26 protein-coding genes and 2 tRNA genes are annotated in these 24,489 nt (G+C 40.1%); 8 read left to right on the top strand and 20 right to left on the bottom strand.

Annotated features, from left to right (window positions below; all coding sequences use genetic code 11):
* Positions 1–290 precede the first annotated feature (290 nt).
* The 7 genes from HY817_01625 to HY817_01655 form a co-directional block, all read right to left on the bottom strand.
* Positions 291–917 (bottom strand): non-canonical purine NTP pyrophosphatase, encoded by a 627-nt coding sequence (locus HY817_01625; protein ID MBI4835938.1) that lies wholly within the window; start codon positions 915–917, stop codon positions 291–293.
* 56 nt (positions 918–973) lie between these two features.
* Positions 974–2,359, bottom strand: a complete 1,386-nt coding sequence (locus tag HY817_01630; protein ID MBI4835939.1) for a glycine--tRNA ligase — start codon at positions 2,357–2,359, stop codon at positions 974–976.
* Positions 2,360–2,478: 119 nt separating this feature from the next.
* Complete coding sequence (locus tag HY817_01635; protein MBI4835940.1) at positions 2,479–2,769, bottom strand: DUF3467 domain-containing protein; 291 nt, start codon at positions 2,767–2,769, stop codon at positions 2,479–2,481.
* 70 nt (positions 2,770–2,839) lie between these two features.
* Positions 2,840–3,514 (bottom strand): 50S ribosomal protein L25, encoded by a 675-nt coding sequence (locus HY817_01640; protein MBI4835941.1) that lies wholly within the window; start codon positions 3,512–3,514, stop codon positions 2,840–2,842.
* Positions 3,515–3,613: 99 nt separating this feature from the next.
* Positions 3,614–4,420: an SDR family oxidoreductase gene (locus HY817_01645; GenBank protein MBI4835942.1), complete on the bottom strand. Its 807-nt coding sequence runs from the start codon at positions 4,418–4,420 to the stop codon at positions 3,614–3,616.
* A gap of 51 nt (positions 4,421–4,471) precedes the next feature.
* Positions 4,472–5,086 (bottom strand): hypothetical protein, encoded by a 615-nt coding sequence (locus HY817_01650; GenBank protein MBI4835943.1) that lies wholly within the window; start codon positions 5,084–5,086, stop codon positions 4,472–4,474.
* 20 nt (positions 5,087–5,106) lie between these two features.
* On the bottom strand, positions 5,107–5,730 hold the full coding sequence (locus tag HY817_01655; GenBank protein ID MBI4835944.1) for a hypothetical protein: 624 nt from the start codon (positions 5,728–5,730) through the stop codon (positions 5,107–5,109).
* A gap of 139 nt (positions 5,731–5,869) precedes the next feature.
* Between HY817_01655 and HY817_01660 the strand changes: the two genes are divergently transcribed.
* Complete coding sequence (locus HY817_01660) at positions 5,870–6,460, top strand: HAD hydrolase-like protein (GenBank protein ID MBI4835945.1); 591 nt, start codon at positions 5,870–5,872, stop codon at positions 6,458–6,460.
* On the opposite strand, the gene HY817_01665 is transcribed toward HY817_01660, so the two are convergent.
* The 8 genes from HY817_01665 to HY817_01700 all read right to left on the bottom strand — a co-directional run bounded on the left by HY817_01665 (position 6,457) and on the right by HY817_01700 (position 14,200).
* The gene (locus HY817_01665; protein ID MBI4835946.1) at positions 6,457–7,008 is read right to left on the bottom strand and encodes a M48 family metallopeptidase; all 552 of its coding nucleotides are present in this window, start codon (positions 7,006–7,008) and stop codon (positions 6,457–6,459) included. The two genes, HY817_01660 and HY817_01665, sit on opposite strands and share 4 nt — an antisense overlap.
* 17 nt (positions 7,009–7,025) lie before the next feature.
* Positions 7,026–8,063 carry an endonuclease/exonuclease/phosphatase family protein gene (locus HY817_01670; GenBank protein MBI4835947.1) on the bottom strand — a complete coding sequence of 346 codons (1,038 nt, stop codon included), beginning with the start codon at positions 8,061–8,063 and terminating at the stop codon, positions 7,026–7,028.
* Positions 8,064–8,126: 63 nt separating this feature from the next.
* Complete coding sequence (locus HY817_01675) at positions 8,127–8,930, bottom strand: ABC-2 family transporter protein (protein ID MBI4835948.1); 804 nt, start codon at positions 8,928–8,930, stop codon at positions 8,127–8,129.
* 2 nt (positions 8,931–8,932) lie between these two features.
* The gene (locus HY817_01680; GenBank protein ID MBI4835949.1) at positions 8,933–9,766 is read right to left on the bottom strand and encodes a hypothetical protein; all 834 of its coding nucleotides are present in this window, start codon (positions 9,764–9,766) and stop codon (positions 8,933–8,935) included.
* A gap of 4 nt (positions 9,767–9,770) precedes the next feature.
* On the bottom strand, positions 9,771–10,526 hold the full coding sequence (locus tag HY817_01685; protein ID MBI4835950.1) for an ABC-2 family transporter protein: 756 nt from the start codon (positions 10,524–10,526) through the stop codon (positions 9,771–9,773).
* A 22-nt stretch (positions 10,527–10,548) separates the two neighbouring features.
* A complete protein-coding gene (locus HY817_01690; GenBank protein MBI4835951.1) occupies positions 10,549–11,397 on the bottom strand; it encodes an ABC-2 family transporter protein in 849 nt (282 codons plus the stop codon).
* A complete protein-coding gene (locus tag HY817_01695; GenBank protein ID MBI4835952.1) occupies positions 11,394–12,386 on the bottom strand; it encodes an ABC transporter ATP-binding protein in 993 nt (330 codons plus the stop codon). Before HY817_01695 ends, HY817_01690 begins: the two co-directional genes overlap by 4 nt.
* Before the next feature lie 68 nt (positions 12,387–12,454).
* The gene (locus tag HY817_01700) at positions 12,455–14,200 is read right to left on the bottom strand and encodes an ABC transporter ATP-binding protein (protein ID MBI4835953.1); all 1,746 of its coding nucleotides are present in this window, start codon (positions 14,198–14,200) and stop codon (positions 12,455–12,457) included.
* A gap of 123 nt (positions 14,201–14,323) precedes the next feature.
* Here HY817_01700 and HY817_01705 point away from each other — a divergent pair, with 123 nt between their 5' ends.
* The 7 genes from HY817_01705 (at position 14,324) to HY817_01735 (ending at position 19,304) form a co-directional block, all read left to right on the top strand.
* On the top strand, positions 14,324–16,171 hold the full coding sequence (locus HY817_01705; protein ID MBI4835954.1) for an S-layer homology domain-containing protein: 1,848 nt from the start codon (positions 14,324–14,326) through the stop codon (positions 16,169–16,171).
* Between the two features lie 54 nt (positions 16,172–16,225).
* Positions 16,226–16,870, top strand: a complete 645-nt coding sequence (locus tag HY817_01710; GenBank protein ID MBI4835955.1) for a hypothetical protein — start codon at positions 16,226–16,228, stop codon at positions 16,868–16,870.
* Between the two features lie 72 nt (positions 16,871–16,942).
* Positions 16,943–17,016 (top strand) — tRNA-Gly (locus HY817_01715).
* Between the two features lie 135 nt (positions 17,017–17,151).
* Positions 17,152–17,228: transfer RNA gene (locus HY817_01720), tRNA-Pro, on the top strand.
* A 198-nt stretch (positions 17,229–17,426) separates the two neighbouring features.
* The gene (locus tag HY817_01725; protein ID MBI4835956.1) at positions 17,427–18,062 is read left to right on the top strand and encodes a hypothetical protein; all 636 of its coding nucleotides are present in this window, start codon (positions 17,427–17,429) and stop codon (positions 18,060–18,062) included.
* Positions 18,063–18,090: 28 nt separating this feature from the next.
* On the top strand, positions 18,091–18,789 hold the full coding sequence (locus HY817_01730) for an S-layer homology domain-containing protein (protein MBI4835957.1): 699 nt from the start codon (positions 18,091–18,093) through the stop codon (positions 18,787–18,789).
* Positions 18,790–18,848: 59 nt separating this feature from the next.
* Positions 18,849–19,304, top strand: a complete 456-nt coding sequence (locus tag HY817_01735) for a hypothetical protein (protein ID MBI4835958.1) — start codon at positions 18,849–18,851, stop codon at positions 19,302–19,304.
* 149 nt (positions 19,305–19,453) lie between these two features.
* Here the strand turns inward: HY817_01735 and HY817_01740 are convergent, their stop codons facing one another.
* From HY817_01740 to HY817_01760, 5 genes are all read right to left on the bottom strand, one after another.
* A complete protein-coding gene (locus HY817_01740; protein ID MBI4835959.1) occupies positions 19,454–19,729 on the bottom strand; it encodes an HU family DNA-binding protein in 276 nt (91 codons plus the stop codon).
* A 112-nt stretch (positions 19,730–19,841) separates the two neighbouring features.
* Complete coding sequence (locus HY817_01745; protein ID MBI4835960.1) at positions 19,842–20,948, bottom strand: rod shape-determining protein RodA; 1,107 nt, start codon at positions 20,946–20,948, stop codon at positions 19,842–19,844.
* 6 nt (positions 20,949–20,954) lie between these two features.
* On the bottom strand, positions 20,955–21,320 hold the full coding sequence (rplS, locus tag HY817_01750) for a 50S ribosomal protein L19 (GenBank protein ID MBI4835961.1): 366 nt from the start codon (positions 21,318–21,320) through the stop codon (positions 20,955–20,957).
* A gap of 85 nt (positions 21,321–21,405) precedes the next feature.
* Positions 21,406–21,984, bottom strand: coding sequence for a hypothetical protein (locus HY817_01755; protein ID MBI4835962.1), 579 nt, complete (start codon positions 21,982–21,984; stop codon positions 21,406–21,408).
* Positions 21,985–22,027: 43 nt separating this feature from the next.
* Positions 22,028–24,439, bottom strand: a complete 2,412-nt coding sequence (locus HY817_01760) for an ATP-binding protein (protein MBI4835963.1) — start codon at positions 24,437–24,439, stop codon at positions 22,028–22,030.
* Positions 24,440–24,489 lie beyond the last annotated feature (50 nt).

Below are 24,489 nucleotides of genomic sequence, written 5' to 3' on the forward strand. Positions count from 1 at the left end.
TGCGAGAAAATTGCTCACTATTGCTTTTGCTGTGCTTAAATCCAACCGACCCTACTCCTCTACCATTGCATTTCCTTCTTGACTGCGCCCTTTAACTGGCATACCGGACTTTGATCCGGTATCCAGCTAGGACAATATCACCCTCAAATTACCTGTCACTTTGGAGCACTATTGTCCCTGCTGGATACCAAATCTAGTTTGGTATGACAATGAAGGTGTAGGTAGTGAGCTTTAGCTGATTTGTCATGCGTTGGTAAGCAAGACTATGAATATTCAGCCTAATCATTCGTTTACTGAAGAGATGCTAACAATAACTTGAGAGCATCGCTGACAGGAGACATCTCTTGCAGATATTCTTCATGGCTCATTTCATTGATATATTTCCCAGTGATTTTTCCTTGGATCATGCTTAACATGGGGAAGCCTTTGCTAATTGGTCCTACCACTTTTTCAGTAAGGACAAAAAATCTTTTATTTTGCATCGTCATCCAGTGATCTTGTTCATAGATACAGTGACCGTCTAGGTAGAAGCCAGGAATTTTACCACCATATTTATGACAAAGAGCTTGATAGTGTTTGGCCATGGTTTCGTCACCGTCTAGAGAATAACTATCACCGGCACCACTGATACGGCGACTATACATACCCGGTTGTTCATCTGGCAGCACATTCTCCAAATAAGTACCGGTGTCCCCTGCTAAACAAGGCATCTTTTTGTCAGTAGCTAAAGCTTCCCAATAGGCTTTTGCTTTCAATTTAGCATTTTCCACTTCATTCACACCTGTTTCTTGTACCCGAATATCATCTATGCCAACATCAGCGGGAACTAATAGTCTGATATTAGGATTGAGACGCGCTAATAATTCAGCATAGCGATTAATTTTGCCGGGATTGGAGGTGGCGAGGAGAATATCCATGAGGTAGAGCTAAGAGCGAAGAGCTGAGAGCTAAGATGAGGCAAGCCGGAGAATTTCTAGAAGCCTAGATGTTCTTTTAAGTAAGTTGCTACCTGGTCGATAGCTATTCTGTCTTGTTTCATACTATCTCTTTCTCGAATGGTTACTTTGTTGTCATTGGCAGTTTCGAAATCTACTGTAATACAATAGGGCGTGCCGATTTCATCTTGGCGACGATAACGTTTACCGATAGAGCCCGAAGTATCGAAATCGCTATTATAGGTATCTTTCACTAAAGCCCAAACTTTTTGGGCTTGCTCGGTAAGCTTATTACTTAAAGGTAATATCGCTGTTTTATAGGGGGCAATGCGGGGATTTAATTTTAGCACCACTCGGCTAGAATCCTCCCCTTCTTTGCCTGCCAATTGTTCTTCATGATAGCTGCTGAGCAGGATCATAAGAAAGGTGCGAGTGAGACCGAAAGTAGGTTCCACTACATGGGGAATGAACTTTTCATTAGTAAAAGGATCAAAGTATTGTAGGTCCTCACCACTTTTCTCCATGTGATTTTTGAGGTCGAAATCTGTACGATAAGCTAAACCAAAAAGCTCTTTCCAACCAAAAGGAGTTTCAAATTCAATATCAACCGTTCTCTTGGAATAATGAGAAAGCTCATCTTGAGTGTGTTCTCGCACTCTAGTTCTCTTGGTATCAATGCCGATATGCTCTACCCAACGTTTCATTTCTGCTAGCCAATACTCAAAGGTTGTTTCCCAGGTAGAAGGATGGATAAAATATTCGAATTCCATCAAATCAAACTCCAATGTGCGGAAAATAAAATTTCCTGGAGTAATTTCATTGCGGAATACTTTACCTATTTGAGCTATTCCAAATGGGACTTTCTTGCGAGATGTATTGAGAACATTTTTGAAATTGGTGAACATTGATTGGGCTAACTCACCTCTCAGATAAACAGTTTCAGCATCTTTACTCACCGGGCCAATAAATGTTCTAAAAAGTAAGTTGAATACTCGGCATTCAGTAAAATTATGTTCACCACATTTGGGACAAGCGATTTTATTTTGCAAGATTAACTTATCAAGATCTTCTAGGCTTAAGCCCTCAACTTTTACACCTTCTAAAGCATTTTCAATTAAGTGATCAGCGCGTAATCGTGACTTACAGCTCTTACAGTCTACTTGAGCATCATTAAAGTTCGCCACATGTCCCGATGACTCCCATACTTTAGGATTCATTAATACTGCGGCATCAATACCAACCATATCTTGGCGACTACGGACAAAGAATCGCCACCATTCTTGAGCAATATTATTTTTCAATTCTACGCCCAAGGGACCATAATCCCAAGCATTAGCCAGACCGCCATAAATCTCTGAACCAGGGAAAACAAATCCTCTTTGTTTGCAAAGTGAAACGAGGGTATCCATAGTTAATTCTGCCATACAAAATCAGCGTAAATAGCGCAAGCACTCTAGCACAAGAAGTCAGAATTCTGAACTATGATCAAACAAAAAAAGCCTAGGTCTTTTCCCTAAGCTTTTCAATTCAGCACTCAGCACTCCTAATTCTTCTGCTCTTTCTTCTGATTTCTAAAATCTAAAAGTGCATTTTGAAATACACCTAAGAATTGCTCTGCAGTTACATGACTCAAATTAACACGGGCCATTACTTTGATAGTAGTGGGATTTACACCAGGCAAAATATAACCGAAATCAATTAAGATATCATTTTCTTTGACACTAACCGATGCAGCATTAGCATACACTCCAGCTTGCATCTCGTCCTTTACCTGTACATTAATTACATTTTGCTGTTGCTGCTGTTGTTGATTTTGAGCTTGATCATGAGCCATAGAATAAAATTACTGATTACTAACTATGAGTGTGTTATCCCACTGTTCACTTCGCATTTCGAATTTCGCACTATTCCTTCTTCTCTTCACCACCTTCAGCAGGAGCTGCTTCACCACCTTCAACTGGAGCCGCGCCTTCAGCAGGCATTTCACCTTCAGCAGGAGCTGCTGGTGTCTCAATCACTTCTTCTTTTGGTAGAATCGCTTGAGCGATAACTGTTTCTGGATCTTCACTTACTTCTACATTTGCGGGGATAGTCAAATCGCTTACATGAATCATGTCATTGATTTCAGCTAACTTGCTAATATCTACTTGAATCTCATGAGGAAGATCGGCTGGGAGACAAGTGATTTCCAATTCGTCTTTATTGTGGACGATAATAGCAGACAAAGTGCGTACTGCAGCAGATTCGCCAACAAAATTCAAAGGTACAGTGGTAGTTAACTTTTCATTCATCTTTACCCGATAAAAATCTACATGGCGAGGAGCTTCGCTGGTAGGATCAAAAGTTACTTCGTAAATAATTGTTTTTACGGCCTTACCATCAACGGTTAAGTCTACGATGGTGTTGCTACCAGCCTCTTTAAACACTTTAGTAAACTCTTTTGCATTGAGTTCAATATGATCAGTAGGATTACCATGACCATACACTACACCTGGAATAATACCTTTTGCCCGAAGATCTTTGACCTTCTTGCCGATGACGTCACGCTTGTTAGCGGCTAATGAAATTGAATTACCCATAAAATACTTTTAAACACTTAAAAAGCGCGGCTATAGTACTGCAAGTTTAGGGAAATTACAAATTACGAATTACGAATTACAAATGATATGAGTAAGGAGTTAATGGAGAAGAAACTTATCCATGAGATAGTGCCATAGTTGCTCGGGGATGAAGTGGCGTAGGCGTAATAGTCTTTTGGAGTCTTTGCCTACTGGGTAGCGTAATTTTTGCTTATTGTCTGTGGCCGCTTGGTAAATTACTTGAGCGACAATGCTGGGATCAGCATCATTCCAGGACTCACTGTTTTTCATGAGCTGCTCATATAATATTTTGTATTCAGGTACTTTGTGAATATCGGTAGTGATCAGTGAGCGGCTGAAAAAATCTGTGCTAGTGGAGCCTGGTTCTACTAATTTAATTCTGATACCAAATTGCTTGATCTCGTATTGCAATGCTTCAGAGAAACCCTCTACCGCAAACTTGGAAGCAGTATATAAGCTATGAAAAGGTAATGCGATTTTGCCCAACATAGAAGAGATATTGATAATCGTGCCATTTTTTTGCCTACGCATGGCAGGCAATACTGCACGACACATATGCATAAGACCAAAAACATTGGTTTGAAATTGCTGTTCTATTTCACTGTTCGTTGCCGATTCGAAGGGACCAATGAGGCCATAGCCAGCATTGTTTATGAGCACATCTACACGCTGATACTTATCGACTATTTCTGCTACTGTCTGTTCTATTTGAGTACTATTAGTAACATCCAATTTCTTGATCTCCACATTCGATACCTGCTTCAATTCCTCTTCTTTCTCTGGAGAGCGCATGGTAGCAATTACTTGCCAACCTTTTGCTTGAAAAAGCTTAGCTGTGACTTTACCAATACCACTTGAGGAGCCGGTAATAAGAGCAATGGGCATGAGTAATGATAACTGCACTTAGATTATCAGCAGCTAAAATTTATACAATGCTTAGGTTCTGAAAGTTAATTCCCATTGTTTTACAGTAGTTTGCTGTATAGCAACAGTTCGATCTGAGATTTGTCTTCTATCGATGCCAACATGATATAAAATATCGAATACTTTTCCACTATCGCCTAGTGTTCCATCGGGAGAACCTCGATATGTAGTTTGTACTAGAGCATCTGCTGGGCCACAATTCATATTGGTAGTAATCTGAAACAATTGAGCATCGGTTGCTTCACGAATGACTTTGCTATGTAAGGCTATTCTCATGGTAGTAGTACCTCTGTCGGTTCGGGTTATTTGCGTTAGTCCTAATGGGCACTGCTGAGTGAAATGAGTAACCAATGGTACTAATACGGGCAAAAATCCCTCATTTCCGGCCATCATCAAGCGAACCATTTCCAGTGTTAGCGGTTGTTGACCTGTGCTATCAAATGGAGGAAGTTCTCGCAATTTACTTTTGATATCATCAACATGGCTCCCATGCAGATGAGTATCTAAACATCGTCTCACTGTACCTACAAGATGTTTTCCTGCCAGAGCCAGTTGTTTATTAGTAAGTACCTCTAAAAACACTTCATTTTGAGTTTCTATTGAGGGGACAGAGATAGGTGCTGACATGGATATTTTAATTAGGTGATTTAATTACTTTTTAATTTCCATTCGGTAACTAGTACTGGTGGTGTGTACTCAGTCACCTCTGCTTTGGGTACTAAATAGCAAACAGCGGCGCCACTTTCTCTGGGCCTCAAGCCAATTTCTGCCAATATAGCAAATAGTGCTAAACGAGCCTTTCTCACGGATGTTTGTTCACCCTCAATTGTGGTATGTAGTACCGGTTCAATGTTACCTAGATCATCTTGTCTACATGCTGCTTGGGTATGCCTTGAACTACAAACAGGAAAGGATCCTGAAACGAGGGCCCAACGGCTAGTCACTCTGTCTGTCGCTGCGAAATTAGGTGCACCAAGCACTACTTGGCGATCGATTGTTACTAACCTGGGATCCTTAATATGAGGAGCCAGTGCCCCCGCTGCAATAACAAATGCCATATTCCCCTCCATACTTAGGCGCAACTCACGGACAATGCGCTCAGTCGCTTTTCTACTTCTAGGATTGCCTGGTCTTGCTAGTGTGTCCGCAACAATAGCTCCTATGTCAGCGCGTAGTTCAGGCTTCGCTCGCTCGATTATGGGCAATAGTCCTGCGCCAACATGGGCAAGAAAGCTTTTATTATGCTGAGATTCGGCAGTCATTGGGGACATGGTTTTATTGTTAAGGCATCAAATTAATAGAAGTAAAGGAATTGTGCAAATAGATTGTTAGTACTTTATAAGAAAAAGGATGAGAAATTATTGCTAATTAAATGGTTGCCTGTAAAATGGGCAAGTCTGAAAATTACGTATGATCAAAGCAATTCTTTTTGATGCGGATGGGGTGATTATCAATAAACCTCGGTTGTTTAGCGAAGTATTGGCGGAAAGGCTTGGTTTGCCTTTGGCTACTGTGGTGCTTTTTTGGCAAGAAGCTTTCGGGCCCTGTTTAGTAGGTAAAGCTGATCTCAAGCAACAGTTATTACCTTATCTAGAGCAGTGGCAATGGTCTGGTTCTGTGGAAGACTTATTGGCATTATGGTTTAAGAGTGAACATTATATTGATGAACGGGTGGTTGCTCAGATCAAGGATCTGAAAAGTCGGGGAATAGAATGTTTTTTGTCTACTAATCAAGAAAAGTATCGGACGGATTATATGGTTGAGCATATGAATTTTGGTCAACTATTTCCTCAGATATTTTCTTCAGCATATGTAGGGCACAAGAAACCTCATGCTGAGTACTTTTCAGCAGTATTAGAGCAGTTGCCACATGTAACTAAAGAAGAAATGGTGCTTTGGGACGATGATCCAGAAAATATTGCCGGTGCTAAAAGCTTTGGTATTCAAGCAGAATTGTATACAAACTACGATGCTTTTCAGCACAAAGTAACCCGATATTAATAGGTGTACTCGTGTAGCTGCTTACGTAATTTCCGATGCCCAGGAAAAGTATGCGCGACTAATTGCCAAAATTTATTTGAGTGATTCATCTCTTTTAGATGGCATAACTCATGAACAACTACATACTCCGCCAATTCTCTTGGTAGAAAAATAATACGGTAATTAAAATTGAGATTTTTCTTAGTAGAACAGCTCCCCCATCGAGCTGCGGTATTCTTGATACTGATTTGATTATGCTGATACGGGTAAATAGACTGATACTGAGTGATAATATTCTTTACCAACAGTAAGGCTTGTTCTTTGTACTCTTGCCACCTTTCATGATCAGGCAGTAAAGTAATAGTTTTTTTGAACTTTTCTACAGTAGCCAAAATCCACTTGCTATGAGCATGAATAGCTTCTTCACCTTTGCTAAGAGATGCCCAACGGGGCATGGTCACAACTACTGCCAAATTGTGTTTGACTGTAATTCGTACTCTTTTGGCTCTTACGCTTTTTTTGAGTGTATAACTAATTTCTTGATTGTGCGTTTGTAACTTTCCTTCCATATTTAAATTACAGAATGCTATTCGAACCTTTGTATGTTCATTGGTAATCTCAATTCGGCTTTGATCATAAGGTGATCAGATCCCTCAATGCCAATAGTAGCAAAGTTGCTCACCGCGATGTTTTGAGAAACTAAAATATGGTCAATCTTGGTGCGAATAAAATATGGTCCCCAAGTGCTGAGTAGACCATATCCTCTAGCACTATCTTTCAGGAATGGGTTCATGGTCAGCAATTTTGTGAAGGTTGGTGACCATGAAGAGAGATTGAAATCCCCCATTACTATTACTTTTTGCTCACGATAATTTTGCAAGAGTATATCTAATTTTTTGAGTAACATATTTCTCCTATTCAAATAGAAGGGAGACATCGGGGCATCTGGATGGATCACAAGCAGTTTAACTTTTTCTGAGCCTGATAATTCTGCTGTTGCCTCAATCATGCCAGTGCTAGCGATACCATCGGTTTTGATATCACTTAAAGGGAAGCGACTAAAGACAGCTACTGAATCACCAGAATTAAATTGACAATGACAATCGTGGTAGTAGCTAAAAGGTAAATTAATTTGCTCTTTTAAGGCTTGATAACTACTTTCACTAATTTCTGCCATGCCCAGAATATCTAAACTATTGTTGGCAACTGCCTCGATGATCGGTAGGTGTTGGTAATTGTAATAAAATTTATTAAAAAAACCGATGCTCAGGTAATTGCTACTGTCTTTGTTTAGATCTCTTTCTTGCGCCAAGACAGTATTGTCTAAAGCGCTGGTGACCTGAATAGTGCTCAGAATTAAACTACTGAAGATGAACAATAAAACAACACCAATCCCGAGCCTTCGTATCGATCTGCTTTCTTGAGGTAACTGGCTAAAATAAAGAGTGGTGGCCATGAAGGTAACAATAAAGAGCATGGCCAAGAGCAGTGTTACCAAGGGGAGAAAACTGATGCCAATTTCTAATAGCCAAATTCCTTCAAACATTCTAGCGCCCAAAAGCAAGAGTGCACAAAAAGTAGTAAATGTGAGCAGGAGATAGTAAAGGCGAGAAAACATGGACATAGTACCTAGTTCGTAATGCACAGTGCGGAATTGGTTTAACATTTTTTTTAGCCGCTTGGCAAACTATAAGCGCACATTGATTAAGTTGCCGGATTCATAGCGTTTTAAACCGTGAGAGAATACTAGCTTAGCAAGCAGAGCAGTAAATAGCCAAAAAGCAGTTAGAATAGCAAGTATGCTCCAATCATTAGTTTGTAAAAACTTCATTGGTAAAGAAATAATAAAAAAGGCTGGCACTATAGTCATCATAATCACTTTTAGTCCGCCATAAAACTGATTTTGCGGATAGAGACTAAAGCCGAAAACTAAATAAAGTAATTGTTGAGCCGCTTCTTCAAAATGCCCGAGATAAAAAGCAAGAGATTGAGTAATAATCAGAAAGTTCAAGACAATGCCGAAACTGAGTAGATTAACTATCATAAACTTCGTGATGCCAAGCAATGATAAGTCTCCCCATAGGGCATAGACGACAATACCAAAAATAATATCACCTAGAGCGGATATATCAGTTTTACTTAGAAGCAATTGCCATAAAACACTTTTGGGAAAAGTAAGATAATAGTCTAATTCTCCTTGGCTAATGGACTTGGAAAAATGCCAATTACCACAGATGAAAAATATTGCGCCGAAACTGATATTGGCTGCGGCCAGCATGACCATATTATCTTGAAAGTCCCAGCCTCGGACTGAAGGGAATTGACTGAAAAATAATCCCCAAAGAATGATAAAAAATACATCATTGATAATCATACTGACGATTTGCATGATAAAGGCACTGCGATAAGCCATGGCTGAAAGTAAGGCACTCTTGAGCATGTAAACACTGAGACGATAATAAAGTTGCAGTTTAGTAAGAAACTTTTTCATATTTAGCCACCATTAACAGATAAACGGCGTAAACTATAAGAAAACATGATGTAGCTAATAGTAATAAAAGTGATTATCCAAAAGATTTGTAAAGATAGGGAAAAAAAGAAATCATCCCAGCTAAAGTGGACAATTTGCTTAGCTGCGCTGTAATAAATTTGGCTAAAAGGTGAAAGCAAGATAAGTTTTTGAAAAAAGTCGGGAAATAAGGCTACTGGCACAATAAGTCCGCTGAAAACCAAGCGAGCTTTGTGATAAATTGAGACCAAACCAGCCACAGTTTCTAGCCACAACGCAGATAAACCGATCATCAAGGCGATAGAAAAGTCTAGAATATAACCTAGCAGCAAATTGATACTACCCAAGAGCATCCCCTGCCAAGTAATGGAAGTCATGCCTACCAGAATGAAAGTAACTAAGGAGCCAATAATGAGGTTGGATAGTAGCACTGGTAGCGTACGTCCCACTGTAGCCCATAGATGAAAAGAAATATAAGAGTAGGGCTTGCTCATAGAATACGCGATCGTACCATTTTGCACTTCTTCAGCAATTACTTGGCTTGGTGATGGTCGACTAGCACTATCAAAACTTTGAGCGAACATAAGACTCCAGACCACCATAGCTACAGTGAAGCCATTGATCACAGTGACTCCTGATTCAGCATAAGTTACTTCATATAGTTGGGCAAAAAGCCATACCCGCAAAACTACAGCCATGCTCCGGGCAAACATATTAGGCCAATGAATTTTACTATTGCGGGCATTCACTTTACCGACGGCAAAGTACTTAGCAATTTTATTAGTTATGGTCGAGAGATGAGTAAGATCTGTAGTCATAGTACTAGATGCGGACATTAATCAAGTTTCCTGATTCATAACGTTTTAACCCATGATTAAAGAACTTAAGGGCGAATATAAAAGTACCGAACCAAAATAAAAACAAAACTCCAACAGTGTGCCAATTCCATTGCTGCATGATTTGTGCTGGTAAGGTAATGAGAAAGTAAATAGGAAATACTGTCTGCATCAGTGTTTTGATGCTACCGGTAAATACTGATTGAGGCACAAAGGCAAAGCCCAATAAAATACCATAATATTGATGAACTACCTCTTCAAAGGCATGAAAATAAAAAGCAAAAGTATGCAATATTGTCATAATATTTAACAGTATTGCCGCAGTAAGTAGTGCCATCAATAAAAAGATGACAGTATCTGTAAGTGAAGGTCCTCTGAAAAAGAAGAAAATGAATAAACCAAAAAGCAGATCGCCGATGGCTGCGATATCGGTCCTCGTGCTCCACAAATGCCACAATACCGGCTTAGGAAATGATAAATAATAATCCAATTCGCCCATCATAATAGTTTTGGCAATATGATGTACTCCTCCAGCAAAAATTAACATTATTCCTGCTTGGGTAGTGACTAAGGCAAATAAGGTGAGCATATCTGCAAAATGCCAGCCATTAATTTCCGGGAATCTGAGAAACATAATGTACCAAAGAGTACCGATGGCGACATCATTAAAAAACATACCAATAATTTTAGCCCAAAATGAAGTAGTATATTCCATTGCGGAAAGAATACTGAGCTTGGCCATGGTTATTGATAGCCGAAGATATTTAACCCCCATTAATAGAAACATATTTGATTGCTTTACGAAGAAAAAGATAGGTGCCGACACCTAAAAACAAAATCCAGAACAGTTGAATACTGGTGTAATGCCAAAAGATTACCCAGTCAAAATTCACTAGCAAGCGCGATGGGGCATAATAAATCTGAGTAAATGGTAAATATTCAACAATAGTTCTTAAACCTTCAGGGAAAAAAGCCACAGGCATAATCAGCCCACTAAAAATAAGTTGTGCTTTATTATAATTCCATAGTATTGGGGTGATATCTTCAAGCCAAAAAGCGAGAAGACCGATAAAGAGAAAAATAATAAACTCAATCAAATAACCCAGAATTACTGTCAAAGTAGCCAATAATAGCGTCGTTGCTGGTATTGAGATCATGCCCACCAAAAGCCAAGCAACAAAACAGCCAATGAAAATATTTACCACTAATAAGGGTAAAGTTTTTCCCACAAAAGAGGCTAAGTGAAACAGCAGAAAAGAATAGGGTTTACTAATAGAATAGGCAATGACACCAGATTTAATTTCTTCTTCAATCACTTTAGCTACCGGTGGTCGAGCAGCTGCTTGAAATGACTGAGCAAAAATAACGCCCCATATTACCATGGGTATAGTGAACCCGTTAATGATGTCAGTGTGAGAACTCTGGTATATGGCAAGATAGAGATAAGAGAGTACCCATACACGCATTATTACTAATCCCGTGCGACTAAATAAAGGGACAATATGCACTAGACTATTATTGATATTGGCTCGCACAAGAGCCCAGTATTTAGCTAATTTCTTTCTGAGAAATAATTTAGACACTAAAGGTTTTGCGGTAGATGCGGCAATCATAGTTGCTGTTCACGATAAATAGCAGCAATAATTTCTTCCATTGGTGGATCATAAATATTGATATCTTTGATCGAAAAGTTTTCTACTGCATAAGCTAATAACTTTTCTATCGAGCTAGTAGCGGTATCAAGCTCTACTCGCAAATTAAACTTACCTTGCTCCACCACTTTTCCTCCTTGAAAATTAAAACTCTTGATACTCCCCTCTGTTACCAATTCGACTATTTTGGTCTTAATAAACTTCTTTTTTAACTCTTCGGTGGCATTGTCAAAGATTAATTTGCCATGATTAATAACAATAGTGCGACTGGCTAGCGCTTCAATATCACCAGCATCATGAGATGTGAGAAAGATAGTCACCTGCTCTTCTTTGTTGAGGTGCTTAATGACATCACGAATATGCTGTTTAGCAATTACATCTAGACCGATAGTGGGTTCATCTAAAAAAATAATCTTGGGGCGATGAAGCAATGATGCTACGATTTCGCAACGCATACGCTGACCGAGTGAGAGTTTGCGCACGGGTGTGCGTAATAAATTTTTAATTTCAAAAGCATCGACTAAAAACTTGAAACGCTCCTGATAAGCTTTTTCATCAAGTTCATAGATCTTAGCAAAAAGATTATAAGTATCTTCTGGTGGCAAGTGATACCACAATTGCGGCTTTTGACCGAATACCAAACCAATATGAAAAGCTAATTGTTGGCGCTTTTTGGTTGGATCAAAGCCAAGTACATTGATTGCACCGCTACTAGGAAAAAGAATACCACTGAGCATTTTTATAGTAGTAGATTTACCAGCACCATTGGGACCAATGAATGCAATTATTTCTCCTGCTTGGACAGTAAAAGAAATATTGTCCACGGCTTTAATTTCCTTATACTCAGGTTTGAAAAGAGATCGGAGCCCGGCAGCAAAACCCGCGCTTTTTTGTTTGAGCTTAAATACTTTGTTCAGGTTTTTTACCTGAATGATTTTGTTATCTGGCATAGCATAGAAAAACCAGTGGCAGCTTAGCATGAACTGGTTATCGAAGAAAATTCTTTTTATTTGTAGTTTTAATTGTATTTCCCTGCTTGAATAGACCAGAGCTTTTGATAGAGACCATCTCTGCTTAAGAGTGATTGATGGGTTCCAGTATCTACTACTTGACCTTTATCAATTACTACAATTCGATCCATTTGCATAATGGTAGATAGACGATGAGCAATTACTATAGTTGTTTTATTATGCATAAGATTTTTTAGAGCTGCCTGAATTAAACTCTCGGATTCAGAATCAAGACTAGAGGTGGCTTCATCAAGTACCAATATAGGAGCATTCTTCAAAATAGCTCGAGCGATAGCGACTCTTTGTCTTTCACCACCAGATAACTTTATTCCCCTTTCACCTACATAAGTATCATATCCTTTAGGCAGCTGAGTAATGAACTCATGACAATAAGCTTGCTTGGCTGCAGTTTGTACTTCAGCCAAAGATGCCGTTGTACCATAGCGAATATTCTCAAATAATGTGCGATGGAAAAGCACAGGATCCTGAGGGACAAAAGCGATGCTTTGCCAAAGACTTTTTTGACTCACTTGTTTGATATCTTGGTGATCAATAGTAATACTTCCCTGTGGTACATCGTAAAATCGCAATAATAGTTTTACTAAAGTAGATTTGCCAGCTCCGGAAGGACCAACAATAGCTATTTTTTCTCCCGCAGTAATTGCCAAAGTAAAGTCCTTCAAAACTGGTCGCTCATGGTAACTAAAAGACAATTTAGTAAAATTGATAGTTCCTTGGGAGACAAGTAATTCCTTAGCTGCCACTACATCCTGGATTTCACCAGGAGTATTTAAGATATCCGTCATTTCCTTGCCGTCGGCCCAAGCTGTATAGAAAACTTTTACTACTTTGCCAATGTCCCAAAACTTGGTCATGAGGGAAAAGACATAGCTTTGGATTAAGACATAATCGCCCAAGCTTAGTTGATTGATACTCCAATAATAAAAAGCTGTGCCAAGGATTACTACTTCAACAGTTAAATTGATAGCATTTTGTAATACAAAGTTTTTTTCAGCGGTAAAGACTGTAGCTCTCATCAACAGACTCTTTTCATGGTTCAACTTTTGAAAAGCACGATTTTCTTGTTCACTAGCAGCAAACAACTTCACGTTCATCTGATTGCTCAAGATATCAGCCAGGAATCCCGTTACTTCTGAATCTTTTGCTGCTCGAGCATTTTCCAGCGCTCTTTTGACATAAAAGAAGATAATATTCATAGCTAATACGAAACTGATACCGCCAAGAATTGCTGCCCCGATCCATAGCTTGTAGAAGCTAATAATAATCGTCATCGATAATAGTGCCAGCAGTAAAGGGGTGATGCGCCACAAAACAGTTTCTGCTGTATTGTAAAATCCGGCAGAAAAAGTCCGTACCTTTTTCACTAAACTGCCGGCAAAGTTATCTAAGAAGAAGCTCTGTGATTGGGTTAACAAATGTTGAAATGCAGTATTTTCCAAATCTTCCGCTACTCGAGGCAATGTGCTTGCCGTCAGAAACCCAGAACAACGCCAGGATAGCCATGAGATTAGCAAGCAGAGAAAGGCAGTAACTAATTGCCAAACTAATGTTTGCCATTGGTAATTATCAAGTGGGAAACTGCTCGTGCTCATGTTGCCAACCACTCGAGAAAATTGCCAGAGAGTCACTGAACTCATAGTCTCTGCAAAAGCAATCATTGCCACTGTTGCTAAAGCGCGGGTGCGATAAGGTCGGAGATGAGCTAAATAGATTTGCCAGACATTCTTAGCCATAAAGCAAAATTTGGGCCACTCTAACAAATCTCTAGCTAAAAGCGAATAGCAAGCATAAAGTTAGCTAATGTATTCCAGAATCTAGATCCCCTATGCTAGGATCTCTACGATTTTTATTTATTTATGAAGAAATTCTTCTTGGCCATAGTAGCCGTTCTCCTAGTTTTTAGTGCCTTCCCTCATGTCCGTGCTGCCGATTTTCCTGATGTGCCTTCTTCTCATCCCAATTATACAGCAGTTAATTTTTTGCGTGATCGTGGTGTAATCAACGGTTATGAGGATGGTACTTACAAACCTAATCGTTCAGTCACAAGAGCTGAGTTTTTGAAGATTATTCTTTTGTCATCAGGACATTCGGTGCAAGCTGGAGATCTAGACCGAGGAGCTTTTTCTGATGTACCTATGAGTGCTTGGTACTTTGGCTATATTAATCGGGGTTTAGCATTGGGAGTAATCAGTGGTTACCCTGATGGCCTGTTCCGTCCTGATCAAACAGTGAATCGAGTAGAAGCACTGAAAATTATGCTGAGAGCCAATAATATTGTTGAGGCCAGTTTACCTACTAGTGGTAGCAATTATGCTGATATTTCCGCAGGAGTTTGGTACGAACCATATGCCCGTTTTGCCATGGCAGCACATTTATTCGATGGCGCTCAATTACGTCCCAGCGAAATGATGAATCGAGGACAAGTGGCAGAAATGGTGCATCGTTTCTATCTATACCGACCAGATTTATTACCTAGCTCTCCAATTCCCTCACCAACACCAACAACTACTATTACGCCAACACCATCAGCGACTACCTCTCCCTTGCCAACACCAATTGCACCAACTAGTTCTGCAACTCCGACACCAACAGTTACCGCAAGTAGTAGCTTCCGCGTAAATTCTGCTTCTATGTTGGCACCATCGCCAGCTAACTATATGGGTCCTTGTCCCGCCTGGAGTCCGATAAGTTTTGTGGGTATAGTGAATACTAATGGTCTAGCTGGTAATATTGCTTATCGTTGGGAAAGAATTGGTGGAGGACATGTGACTAATTTTGAGGTATTGGGTATTCCCGCAGGCCAATCTTCAGTTTCTTTGCACTGGAATCCCAATTGGGATACATCTGTTCATACTGCCTATCGACTACATGTTTTAAATAATGCTGATGGCAGTAATATGGCGGATTCAGGTTATGAAGGCTTTGCCATTGATTGTACTAGCAGTGGCGCTTCACCTTCTCCCACTCCGACTCCTACTCCAACCTCTAGTAGCACAACACTGAATGTTACTGCCATAGGTTTAGGTTATTCTGGTACGGCATCATATTCTGCCACCTGTCCGAGTACATTAGCATTTAATTTTAAAGGTAGCGTTACTACCAATGGCCAAGCAGGTACCATTCGCTATTATGTAGAGGATGAAACTGGTAATCGCAGTACGGAAGGCACTTATACTTTTAGTGCAGGTATTACTTCATCCCCAATCTTGGGCAATAGATTAGAATATACTAATACTTCTACTGATTGGGTTCGTTATGTTCGTCGTTTTGTCATTACTCCTGATGGCCAGACACATAATTCCGGTCCTATCCATATTGTATCCCAATGTGCATCTTCTCATGCCCCTGCTGCTCATCGTGTCGATAGAGCATTTTTTACTGCCAATCAACCAAGTTGGGGTACTAGGTGGGTTTGTGGTAGGGATAATACGTATAATTTAGCTGGTAGAGCATATTTGGTACAACCCGCGGCTGGTGGAGATGTGACATATCGTTGGATATTTAATACTGGTGTCAGCACCACACCAGCAACAGTCACGTACACTCCTGGCTCAACACCATATGTATTGTTACCGGTATATGATTGGGTTATTCCCCGAGATGCTCCAGAAGGTGCCTATACGGCTTGGTTGGAAATCACTGCCCCAAATGTCATTAGATCTGAGTCGGTAACTATTACTAAACCGCGTTGTTTTTCTCTCTAGGTCGGTTGGCTCTCAAGAAAAATTAGGTTATAGTAGGCGGTCTTGATTTTATTCATGGATATTTTGGGACCGCCCAGAGGAATGGAGCAATTATATGATGTTACTGAAAAAGAGTTAGCGAGAAGAAGGGCTTTTCGTCTATTACTGGAGTTCATACATCAAACCAATATGCAGGAGAGAGTATTGTTGTGGAATATTCTCAATGTCGGTTGTGGATATGGTGCAGATGTGAAGGATATGCAAGAAACCGCTACGGTTAAAAGTGAGCAGGTGGCTGTTTATTCTGTCGATTACTGGAGAGCGATACAGGACTACAATGAACAATATCGTGCTGGCGCAAATAGAACTTTCATTTGTGCAGATGCTTCTCATCCAGATATTCTAGCACGTTACCCTACTGTAATTAATCAGCTTATTATGAGACATCCGGAAGTTTGTCCGTGGGATCAAGAAATGTGGTTTAAGATGCTTTTATGGCCATGGCAAAGATTGGCTCTAGGAAAAGAGGTATTGGTTACTACCTACAATAAACCTGAGTTTAATAGAATGGTGAATGTTATAGATGGCTTACCAGATAGAAAAATTATTCAGGCGGAAGAAAATCCCCATCGAGATCCTACTCTAGAGCAATTTAGTCGCAAAGCAGAGGCTCTTAATTGTCCAGATTTTTATGTTATTCGCGTCCAAAAAGTTGCTTAGCTCGTCACTACAAAAAACTTGTTTATTGCTATTGCAATTACGTGCTGCTTCGTTATAATCGGCTTGCTATTTGCGGGTATAGTATAGCGGTATTATGACTGCCTTCCAAGCAGTAGAGATGGGTTCAATTCCCATTACCCGCTCCACGAGGTCACTTGTGACCGAGTCTGGATCCTTGATCCTGTTTCCGGAAGATGTAGTCTACAAAAAGACTTTCTGACCTCAAGGAAATAGGAGCCAGGAAAGAGGAATAGTAGATCTCAACAAGAGTCTCACATTATCGGGGTATGGCTCAGTTGGCTAGAGCGCCTGCTTTGGGAGCAGGAAGTCGCAGGTTCGAGTCCTGCTACCCCGACCATACGAGCTCGCACCAATCCAGGCGAGCAAGTCTTATTCCTCGTTCCTCATTCCTAGGAGCCCTTTTTATATGTGGTACTTTTCGCGAGCTCAAGGAGTGAGGAAGAAGGAACTAGGAATTGAGCGGCTTAGACCAATATACAGCAGAGCTATTTACATATTCTCAAATCGTAGTACAGTAAATTTCTTAAGTTTTTCGATGAAGACCGATATTGATGCTTTGTGGGATAGGGTTGCTGATGCTTTTTCTGTAGCTGAGCGTGATCAAGCAAGGGCAGCTCTATCTACTGTGGTGACGCAGGGATTGTTAGATGATTGTAAAGATGAATCCTTTTTTACCACTCTACCTCAGTGGTTACTGCAATTTGCTGGTATTCCTAGTGATTGGGCTGATATGCGAATTAGTTTAAGAACCAGAGTACAATTAGAGGTACTGTGGTTTCGTCGACAGATTGTGGCTGAAGTAGCAAGCATTGAGCAGGTAAATACGCCAGAAAGTTTAGCCATACTGAGAAGAGCTATGCCTGAAGTAGCTGCTCAGCTTGAAAAAGCCCCGCCTATTGCGACGATCCCTCATTGGATTCACAAGATAATGAACAACTTTGTTCGTTACTTTATGGTTGTAGATACCAGAAAAGCTTATTTAGAGTTATATGCTGATTCTCCTGAGACTGCTGCTGCTTATGCCCGCTTAAGAGAGCTTCATGCTATTGTTGATCAACTGTTGCATGGTAAGCAAGTAACTCAAGTTGATAATGAATCTATATTCTTAGCATTTCCGATATTTTGTGCATTATTAGATCGTGGCTATTCAATAACTGAATTAAGAAAGTAAATACTATTTATTACTCTAAGTAAAGAATATGAAAAAAACTGTGACGCATTCAGCCGGCAAATTATCACTAGCAGCGGGAGCCTTGGCCTTACTTACTTCTTGCCAATCACATGGAGAAGTACCTGCTAGAACCATTACCCGGCAGGTAATAGCCGCTACTTTACCTCCTGATGTTACTGATAATCATCCCCACGCACCAGCTATACGTTTTGTACTCGCTAATAATATTATGATTCCCGAAAGAGATGGGCTTTTTCATCCCGAAGTTGCCGTCACTAGAGGAGCGTTGTTACAAATCTTAATGGATGCGGCTCATATTGAGCCTACTTCTCCAGTAACTAGAGATCCTTTCCCAGATGTATCAAGATTTCATCCTCAGGCTGGTTATGTTTTAAGAGCGCTGGAAATGGAAATTGTCCGTGGCTATCAAGATGGTCCTTTTCGAGGCCAATTCCGTATTGATCGTATAGTCAGTTTAATCGAGACACTAAAAGTGCTTTTATTAACTCAGGGTATTGATATTAATAACTTACCCCGAGGTACAAGTTTTACTGATGTGCCTGCTGGAGAATGGTATGAAGGTGTTGGTTTATATGCTCAGCAGCATCACTTAGTAGATGCACATCCAGATGGCAGCATGGGCAGAGATGATCCTATGACACGAGCTGCAATAGCTGAAGTGATTTGGCGTTTTCTCCATCAGCGTCTGGCCCCGAGGCTTCGGTAAACGGTGCTTTGTTGACAATATGTATCCTGTTGTATAGTATCGCTTTCCTACTTTAATTTATGTCTAAATTATCAGCAGCTTTACCTTTGCTCAGTGTATTAGGATGTGCTTCTATTACATCAGTGCCGGTAGCAAATCAACCAAATTTAGTAACAGCTGCACCTGTGGCTACTAGGAATGTGTGTGCTCAAGCACAAAGTAACATTTCAAGAATACGTGCGGCATGTGCTACTACCTTGGACCAGGTAGGGAGAGAGGAGTCTCAGCCTCGTAATCATTGTTTAGGCACATTAGAATTTATTGCCAGTGTACAGGAAAGATTAGCTGCTATGCGTGCACAGTGTAGAGAAAGCATACGTCAAAACCCACAAGATACTTGCATGATAGGGGTTAGCCGTGCTGAACAAAGCATTCCTAGAATGCTTACTGTACTATCATCTAAATGTGCGACTTATCGTCAATGCCGTATTCGTTTAGCCGAAGCTTTAGCAACTCGAGATCAAGTCTGTCGCTAAAAAGTACCACTTCCCAAATCCTTGTCTCAGTCTTCGTGTTTGTCTTCGTCTTCATGATCTCGCTACTCCTCCCTCATTTCACCCAACAAAAAAGGTCCTTGTAACACACACTGACAAGGACCTTCTTCGAAGTAACTGAGAAAACAATACTAACGTACTGCTTCTTTGAGAGACTTACCAGCTTTGAAATGAGGTGTCTTCATAGCTGGGATCTTGATACGTTCAGTTGGATTACGTGGGTTTACACCTACGCGAGCATTACGCTTGCTAACCATGAAAGTTCCGAAACCAGTGATGGTAACTTTACCTCCTTTAGCAAGAGTTTTGCTAACTGAATCCAACAGAGCCGCTACAGCTTGTGCAGCTGCAGTTTTGCTGAGCTTAGCTTGCGCTGCTACAGCATTGATGAGATCTGACTTTGACATTGTGATTCACCTCCTTTCAACATTGTAGCTTGATTAGAATTTTATATGCTTTTTCAGCATACCGAAGCCATCTAAGCATACTCAGATATGAGTGTCAATAAGAGAAATGGCTTTAGAATTTGATTTTTTTGTGTCTCATGATGATGCTCTGCAAAAAGCCAAGGCCTATAAATGAGGTTATTAGGTGACTACCGCCATAACTGACAAAAGAAAGCGGCACTCCAGTAACGGGTAATAAGCCCATATTCATGCCGATATTCTCTACCATATGAAAGAAAAACATGCCGAGAAAACCTGTGGCCATCAATTTACCAAAGGCGTCTTGAGCGATCATGGCGACGCGAATAGTACGGAAAAGAAACAGCACAAAAAGTAGTATCAGTATCGTGGCTCCCAAAAAGCCCATTGATTCAGCAATATTAGCAAAAATGAAATCAGATTCTTTGACCGGCAAATAATTTAATTGTGCTTGCCAGCCTCTACCGACACCTGCCCCCAAGGCTTTACCTGAACCAATGGCAATAATTGCTTGATCTACCTGATAGCCAGCATCACGATGATTTAATGAGCGCAAAAGTAAATGATCAGGATATACTGCTAAGCGCTGAAATTGATAACTATCTTGGCCGACGACTTTTAGCAAAGCGACAAAAGAAATAGCAGCAATTAGCGTGCCAAAAAGTAAAAAGTAAATAATCTGCTTCCAAGGTAAATTAAGTGCCAAAACAATAATTAGCCATATGGTAACAAAACTCAATGCGGTACCAAGATCAGGTTGCAATAATACTAAAAAAAGTACTGGGATAAGGAGTATTAAGGAGACCACGACATCTTTCAGAGTATGAAATGTCTTTTTGCTCCAAAACCGTGCCAAAGCTAAAATAAAAGGAATCTTTACTAACTCAGATGGTTGTAATTGAACAAAGCCCAAATCAAACCAACCTCGAGTACCATTGCGCACGACTCCAAACACTAATACCGACACTAATACTAATAAGCCTACTACATACAGTATATAAGCTGGCATCCTGAGCGTTCGGTATTCCGTTCGGCTAATATACAAGCTAAGTCCAATACTAGGCAGTAAAAATATCGTTTGCCTAAATGCTGTACTTGCTAAAAGATTTTGTTGGCTATCACCAGCTACTAAAACAACTAGCCCAAATAAACTGAGTACAACTGCACTGTAGAAAAGCCACCAGTCAAACTCGCGCCACATTATGCTTTAAGCAGCTACATTTGTCTCCACCTCATCCTTCAAACGTGCAGCCCGGCCCACTAAACCACGCATATAATACAACTTAGCTCGGCGTACTTTGGAAGATTTTACTACCTCGATCTTCTCAATCTTATTGGAAATCAAAGGGAAAATACGTTCTACACCTACTCCAGAAGCAATTTTTCGTACAGTAATAGTGGTCTGAACAATTTTTTTATTATGCTTAGCGATGACCAAGCCTTCAAAAATCTGCACCCGTTCCTTTTTGCCCTCAACAATCTTTTGATAGACTTTAACTACATCACCAACATTAATTGCTGGCATAGTTGGCGAAACAATATTTTTAGTAATGAAATCAAATACCTTGGACATAGAAATTACGAATTACAAATTACGAATTACGAATGGATAAGAGTTTATGCCATACGCAGGAGGGATTCTAACGACTTGCTCTTAATTAATCAAGATTCTGCAAAATATCTTGTACTTTCGCTTCATCAGCTTGTTTTGCTTCTTGTTTTTGCGCAACTACTGACGGATCCTTTAGGGCTGCTTGCGATGCTTCATATTTCTTTTGCACTTCAGCCATTTTGGCATTGTGTTCTTTGTGGAGTTCAGCAAAGCGCACCTGTTCACTTTCAAATACCTGCAGCAACTGATCTATTTGTGCTTGAGTGATTTGACCAATTGCTATATCCAAGAAATAGATCTTCTCTGCATAGGTAAGCGAGTATGATCCTGCTACTAATTCCAATAAACGCTTAGTATCGTATTTCAGATTATTCGCAGCGATGGCATGATTTACTAAAGCTGCATGTTTGGCTTTGGTTTCTTCATCAGAGAAAATAGACAAACACTCATCATCTCGAGGGTCTTGGCTTTTGCCTACTGGAAATAATGGAGCCATTGGATCTGGCACAGGCGGATTGCTACCGGTATTAGTAGTACCAGGAACATTGACGCCAAAATCATTTCCTTGCCCGGTAGAACCTGATTGATCTGATGGTGGCGGAACAGGATTGTTAGTATCAAACATAAGTAAAGCAAAAAAGTCGTCACTATTTAAGCATAAAACAGCTTTATGCACCAATTCTTGCTAGAATTTCTTGATTTACGAAGTCCTTGCGGACTCCATACTTTAGGCGTGAAAGCTCTTTAACGGCTTGTGCAATACGAGGATTACCCTTACCGCTAATTTCCCAAGGTTTGATAACATTAAGGGTGAAGGGACGAGTTGGTTTGTTATTGACGCATAGCTTGAGAGCAGCCTTGAAGTCACCAATGTTCAGCAAGTCTTGTTCACTAAATACGGGGGCCATTTCTTTACCAATAACTTCAGCACTATCGACACCAATTTTGTAGGAGAGAATAGTACCCACATTACCAAAGACAGCATCACGAATTTTGGTGTCGTTTTTGTTACGAATCAGTTGGGGAATAAATTGATGGGCCATAATCAAACCTAAGCGATATTTACGTGCTTCAGAAAGAATAGTCTCGATACTATCGGTAACGAAGTTTTGGAATTCATCAATATAGAGAAAAAAATCTGTTTTTGGCCCGCTTACCCTTCTCATTGCCGCCACTTGCAGTTTGGCAACAATAATCATACCAAGAAGATTGGCATTAAAATCCCCCACCATTCCTTTACAAAGATTAACCAGGAGGATTTTTTTGTTATTCATCACATCAGAGAAATCAAAGGCAGATTTAGTCTGGCCGAGAATATTGCGCATCAAAGTGTTGGTGATAAAGGCACCAAATTTAGCGGCGAAGTAAGGAATCATTTCTTGCTTTTCTCGAGCACCAGTCATAGCCATTTGTTTTGTCCAGAAAGACTTTACAATGGGATTTTGCACCTTTGCTGATTTGAAAGATTGCCAAGTGTCATCGGTGAAAAGACGGACAATGTCCGTGATACAGCCACCTTCTGGGTCATCCATCAGGGTAAGACAACCATTGCGAAAATAATCTTGCAAACGGGGAGAGAATATTTCTTCCCCATAGAGCTTGATCATGATATTGAGAGCTTCAGTGGAGATAAAATCTTTTTCTTCAGGAGTAGTAGCCTCCAAGATATTTAAGCCCATTGGCCGATCGGTGTCGCCTGGATTGAAATAAATCACGTCTTGCACCCGAGATTTAGGAATAAACGGCAAAATATCCTCAATAAGTTCACCGTGTGGGTCAATTACACATAATCCATTACCAAGCTGCAAATCTTGGCGAATCATGGTTTGTAATATGGTTGATTTACCAGTACCGGTTTGCCCAATGACGTAAAAATGACGGAAACGATCAGAGTGCTGAATGCGTACTTCCTTAATCTCACCACGGTAGACATTGTAGCCCAATAGCACACCATCTTTAGGTAGTTCAGCTGGTGCGGGAGCGATGCGGAATGACTGCCAAAATAAAGCAGGGCTAGAATTGAAGCGCGTATTTGGTAAATGAAAAATACTAGCCACTTCCTCAGTATTAACTATTAATTGATTTCTTTTACCTGGTTGTAATTGGCGTAGTAAAAAATAACGTTCAATATCTTTCTTGGCCAAATACTTCTTACTTACTAGACGATTGAGATCAGGACTAGAAAACTGATTCAAAGCAGTCAAAATGTTTTTCATTTGCAGCTTGGCATTGATTTCTGTGGTGCTGGTAATCACAATGCGTAAACTAGCTGAGAAAGCGGTTTTATTTACTTTGCCTTCAATTAACTTTACTTTTTCTTCTTCGCGGGGAGTTAATCTCTTGGGCTCACTTTTGCTACTGCTAGTGCTGATACTGGTAAAGAAATGCCACAATGCTTTAAGTGGACTAAATACGGTAAAGTTTCCGGGCAATGGCTTGCCTTGAAATAAATCTTTAGCTACTTTCTTACCCTTTTTGGCGCGTCTTTTATTTGGCACACTAACGGTGAGTTGTAGGCTAGCTAAATCACTTTCACCTAATTTGCTGAAAGCATTAATTACGGCATTCAATGGATCTGATTCCAATTGGCTATAAGTCCTCAGTGGTAAATAGTGAGGTTCTTTGAATACTAGTAAAGTACTCTCAGTTGCCATTCCCTTTTGGAAAAGTGGATACTCCGGCAAAGTGTCTATTGAAGCGTCAGGATAATAAGAAGTGATTTGTTTCTCTACTATGGTTTCTAAACCACGAGGCACTGCAATATAAAAGTACATGAGTTGTTTACTGGCTACCCACTCAAAAGAAAGTGTTTCCGGATATTGCCAGACTTGATACCATTTATGTTTGAGCAAACTACTAAGATTTACTAGTAACTGCTCCATAATACTGACACTTTCTTTGAAGTCCTTTTCTTTGTCCTTACTTCTTTCTTGTTCTTTGGCATCCTCTACTCGCGGTACAGTGACACGCAAAAATACTAACTTTAAAGCAAATTTGACGGCATGATACTGGCGTAAAAAATGCAGCAAGACTGCAAGGAAGATGATCGCAAGTCCAGTACTAATGAAGAGATATGGCATGAAACGAAAAATACGCTACATTTATATTGTAAACTACCTTTATCTCCAAG

The organism is Candidatus Abawacabacteria bacterium (genome assembly GCA_016207805.1).
Classification (GTDB): Bacteria; Patescibacteriota; Gracilibacteria; order RBG-16-42-10; family RBG-16-42-10; genus JACQZO01.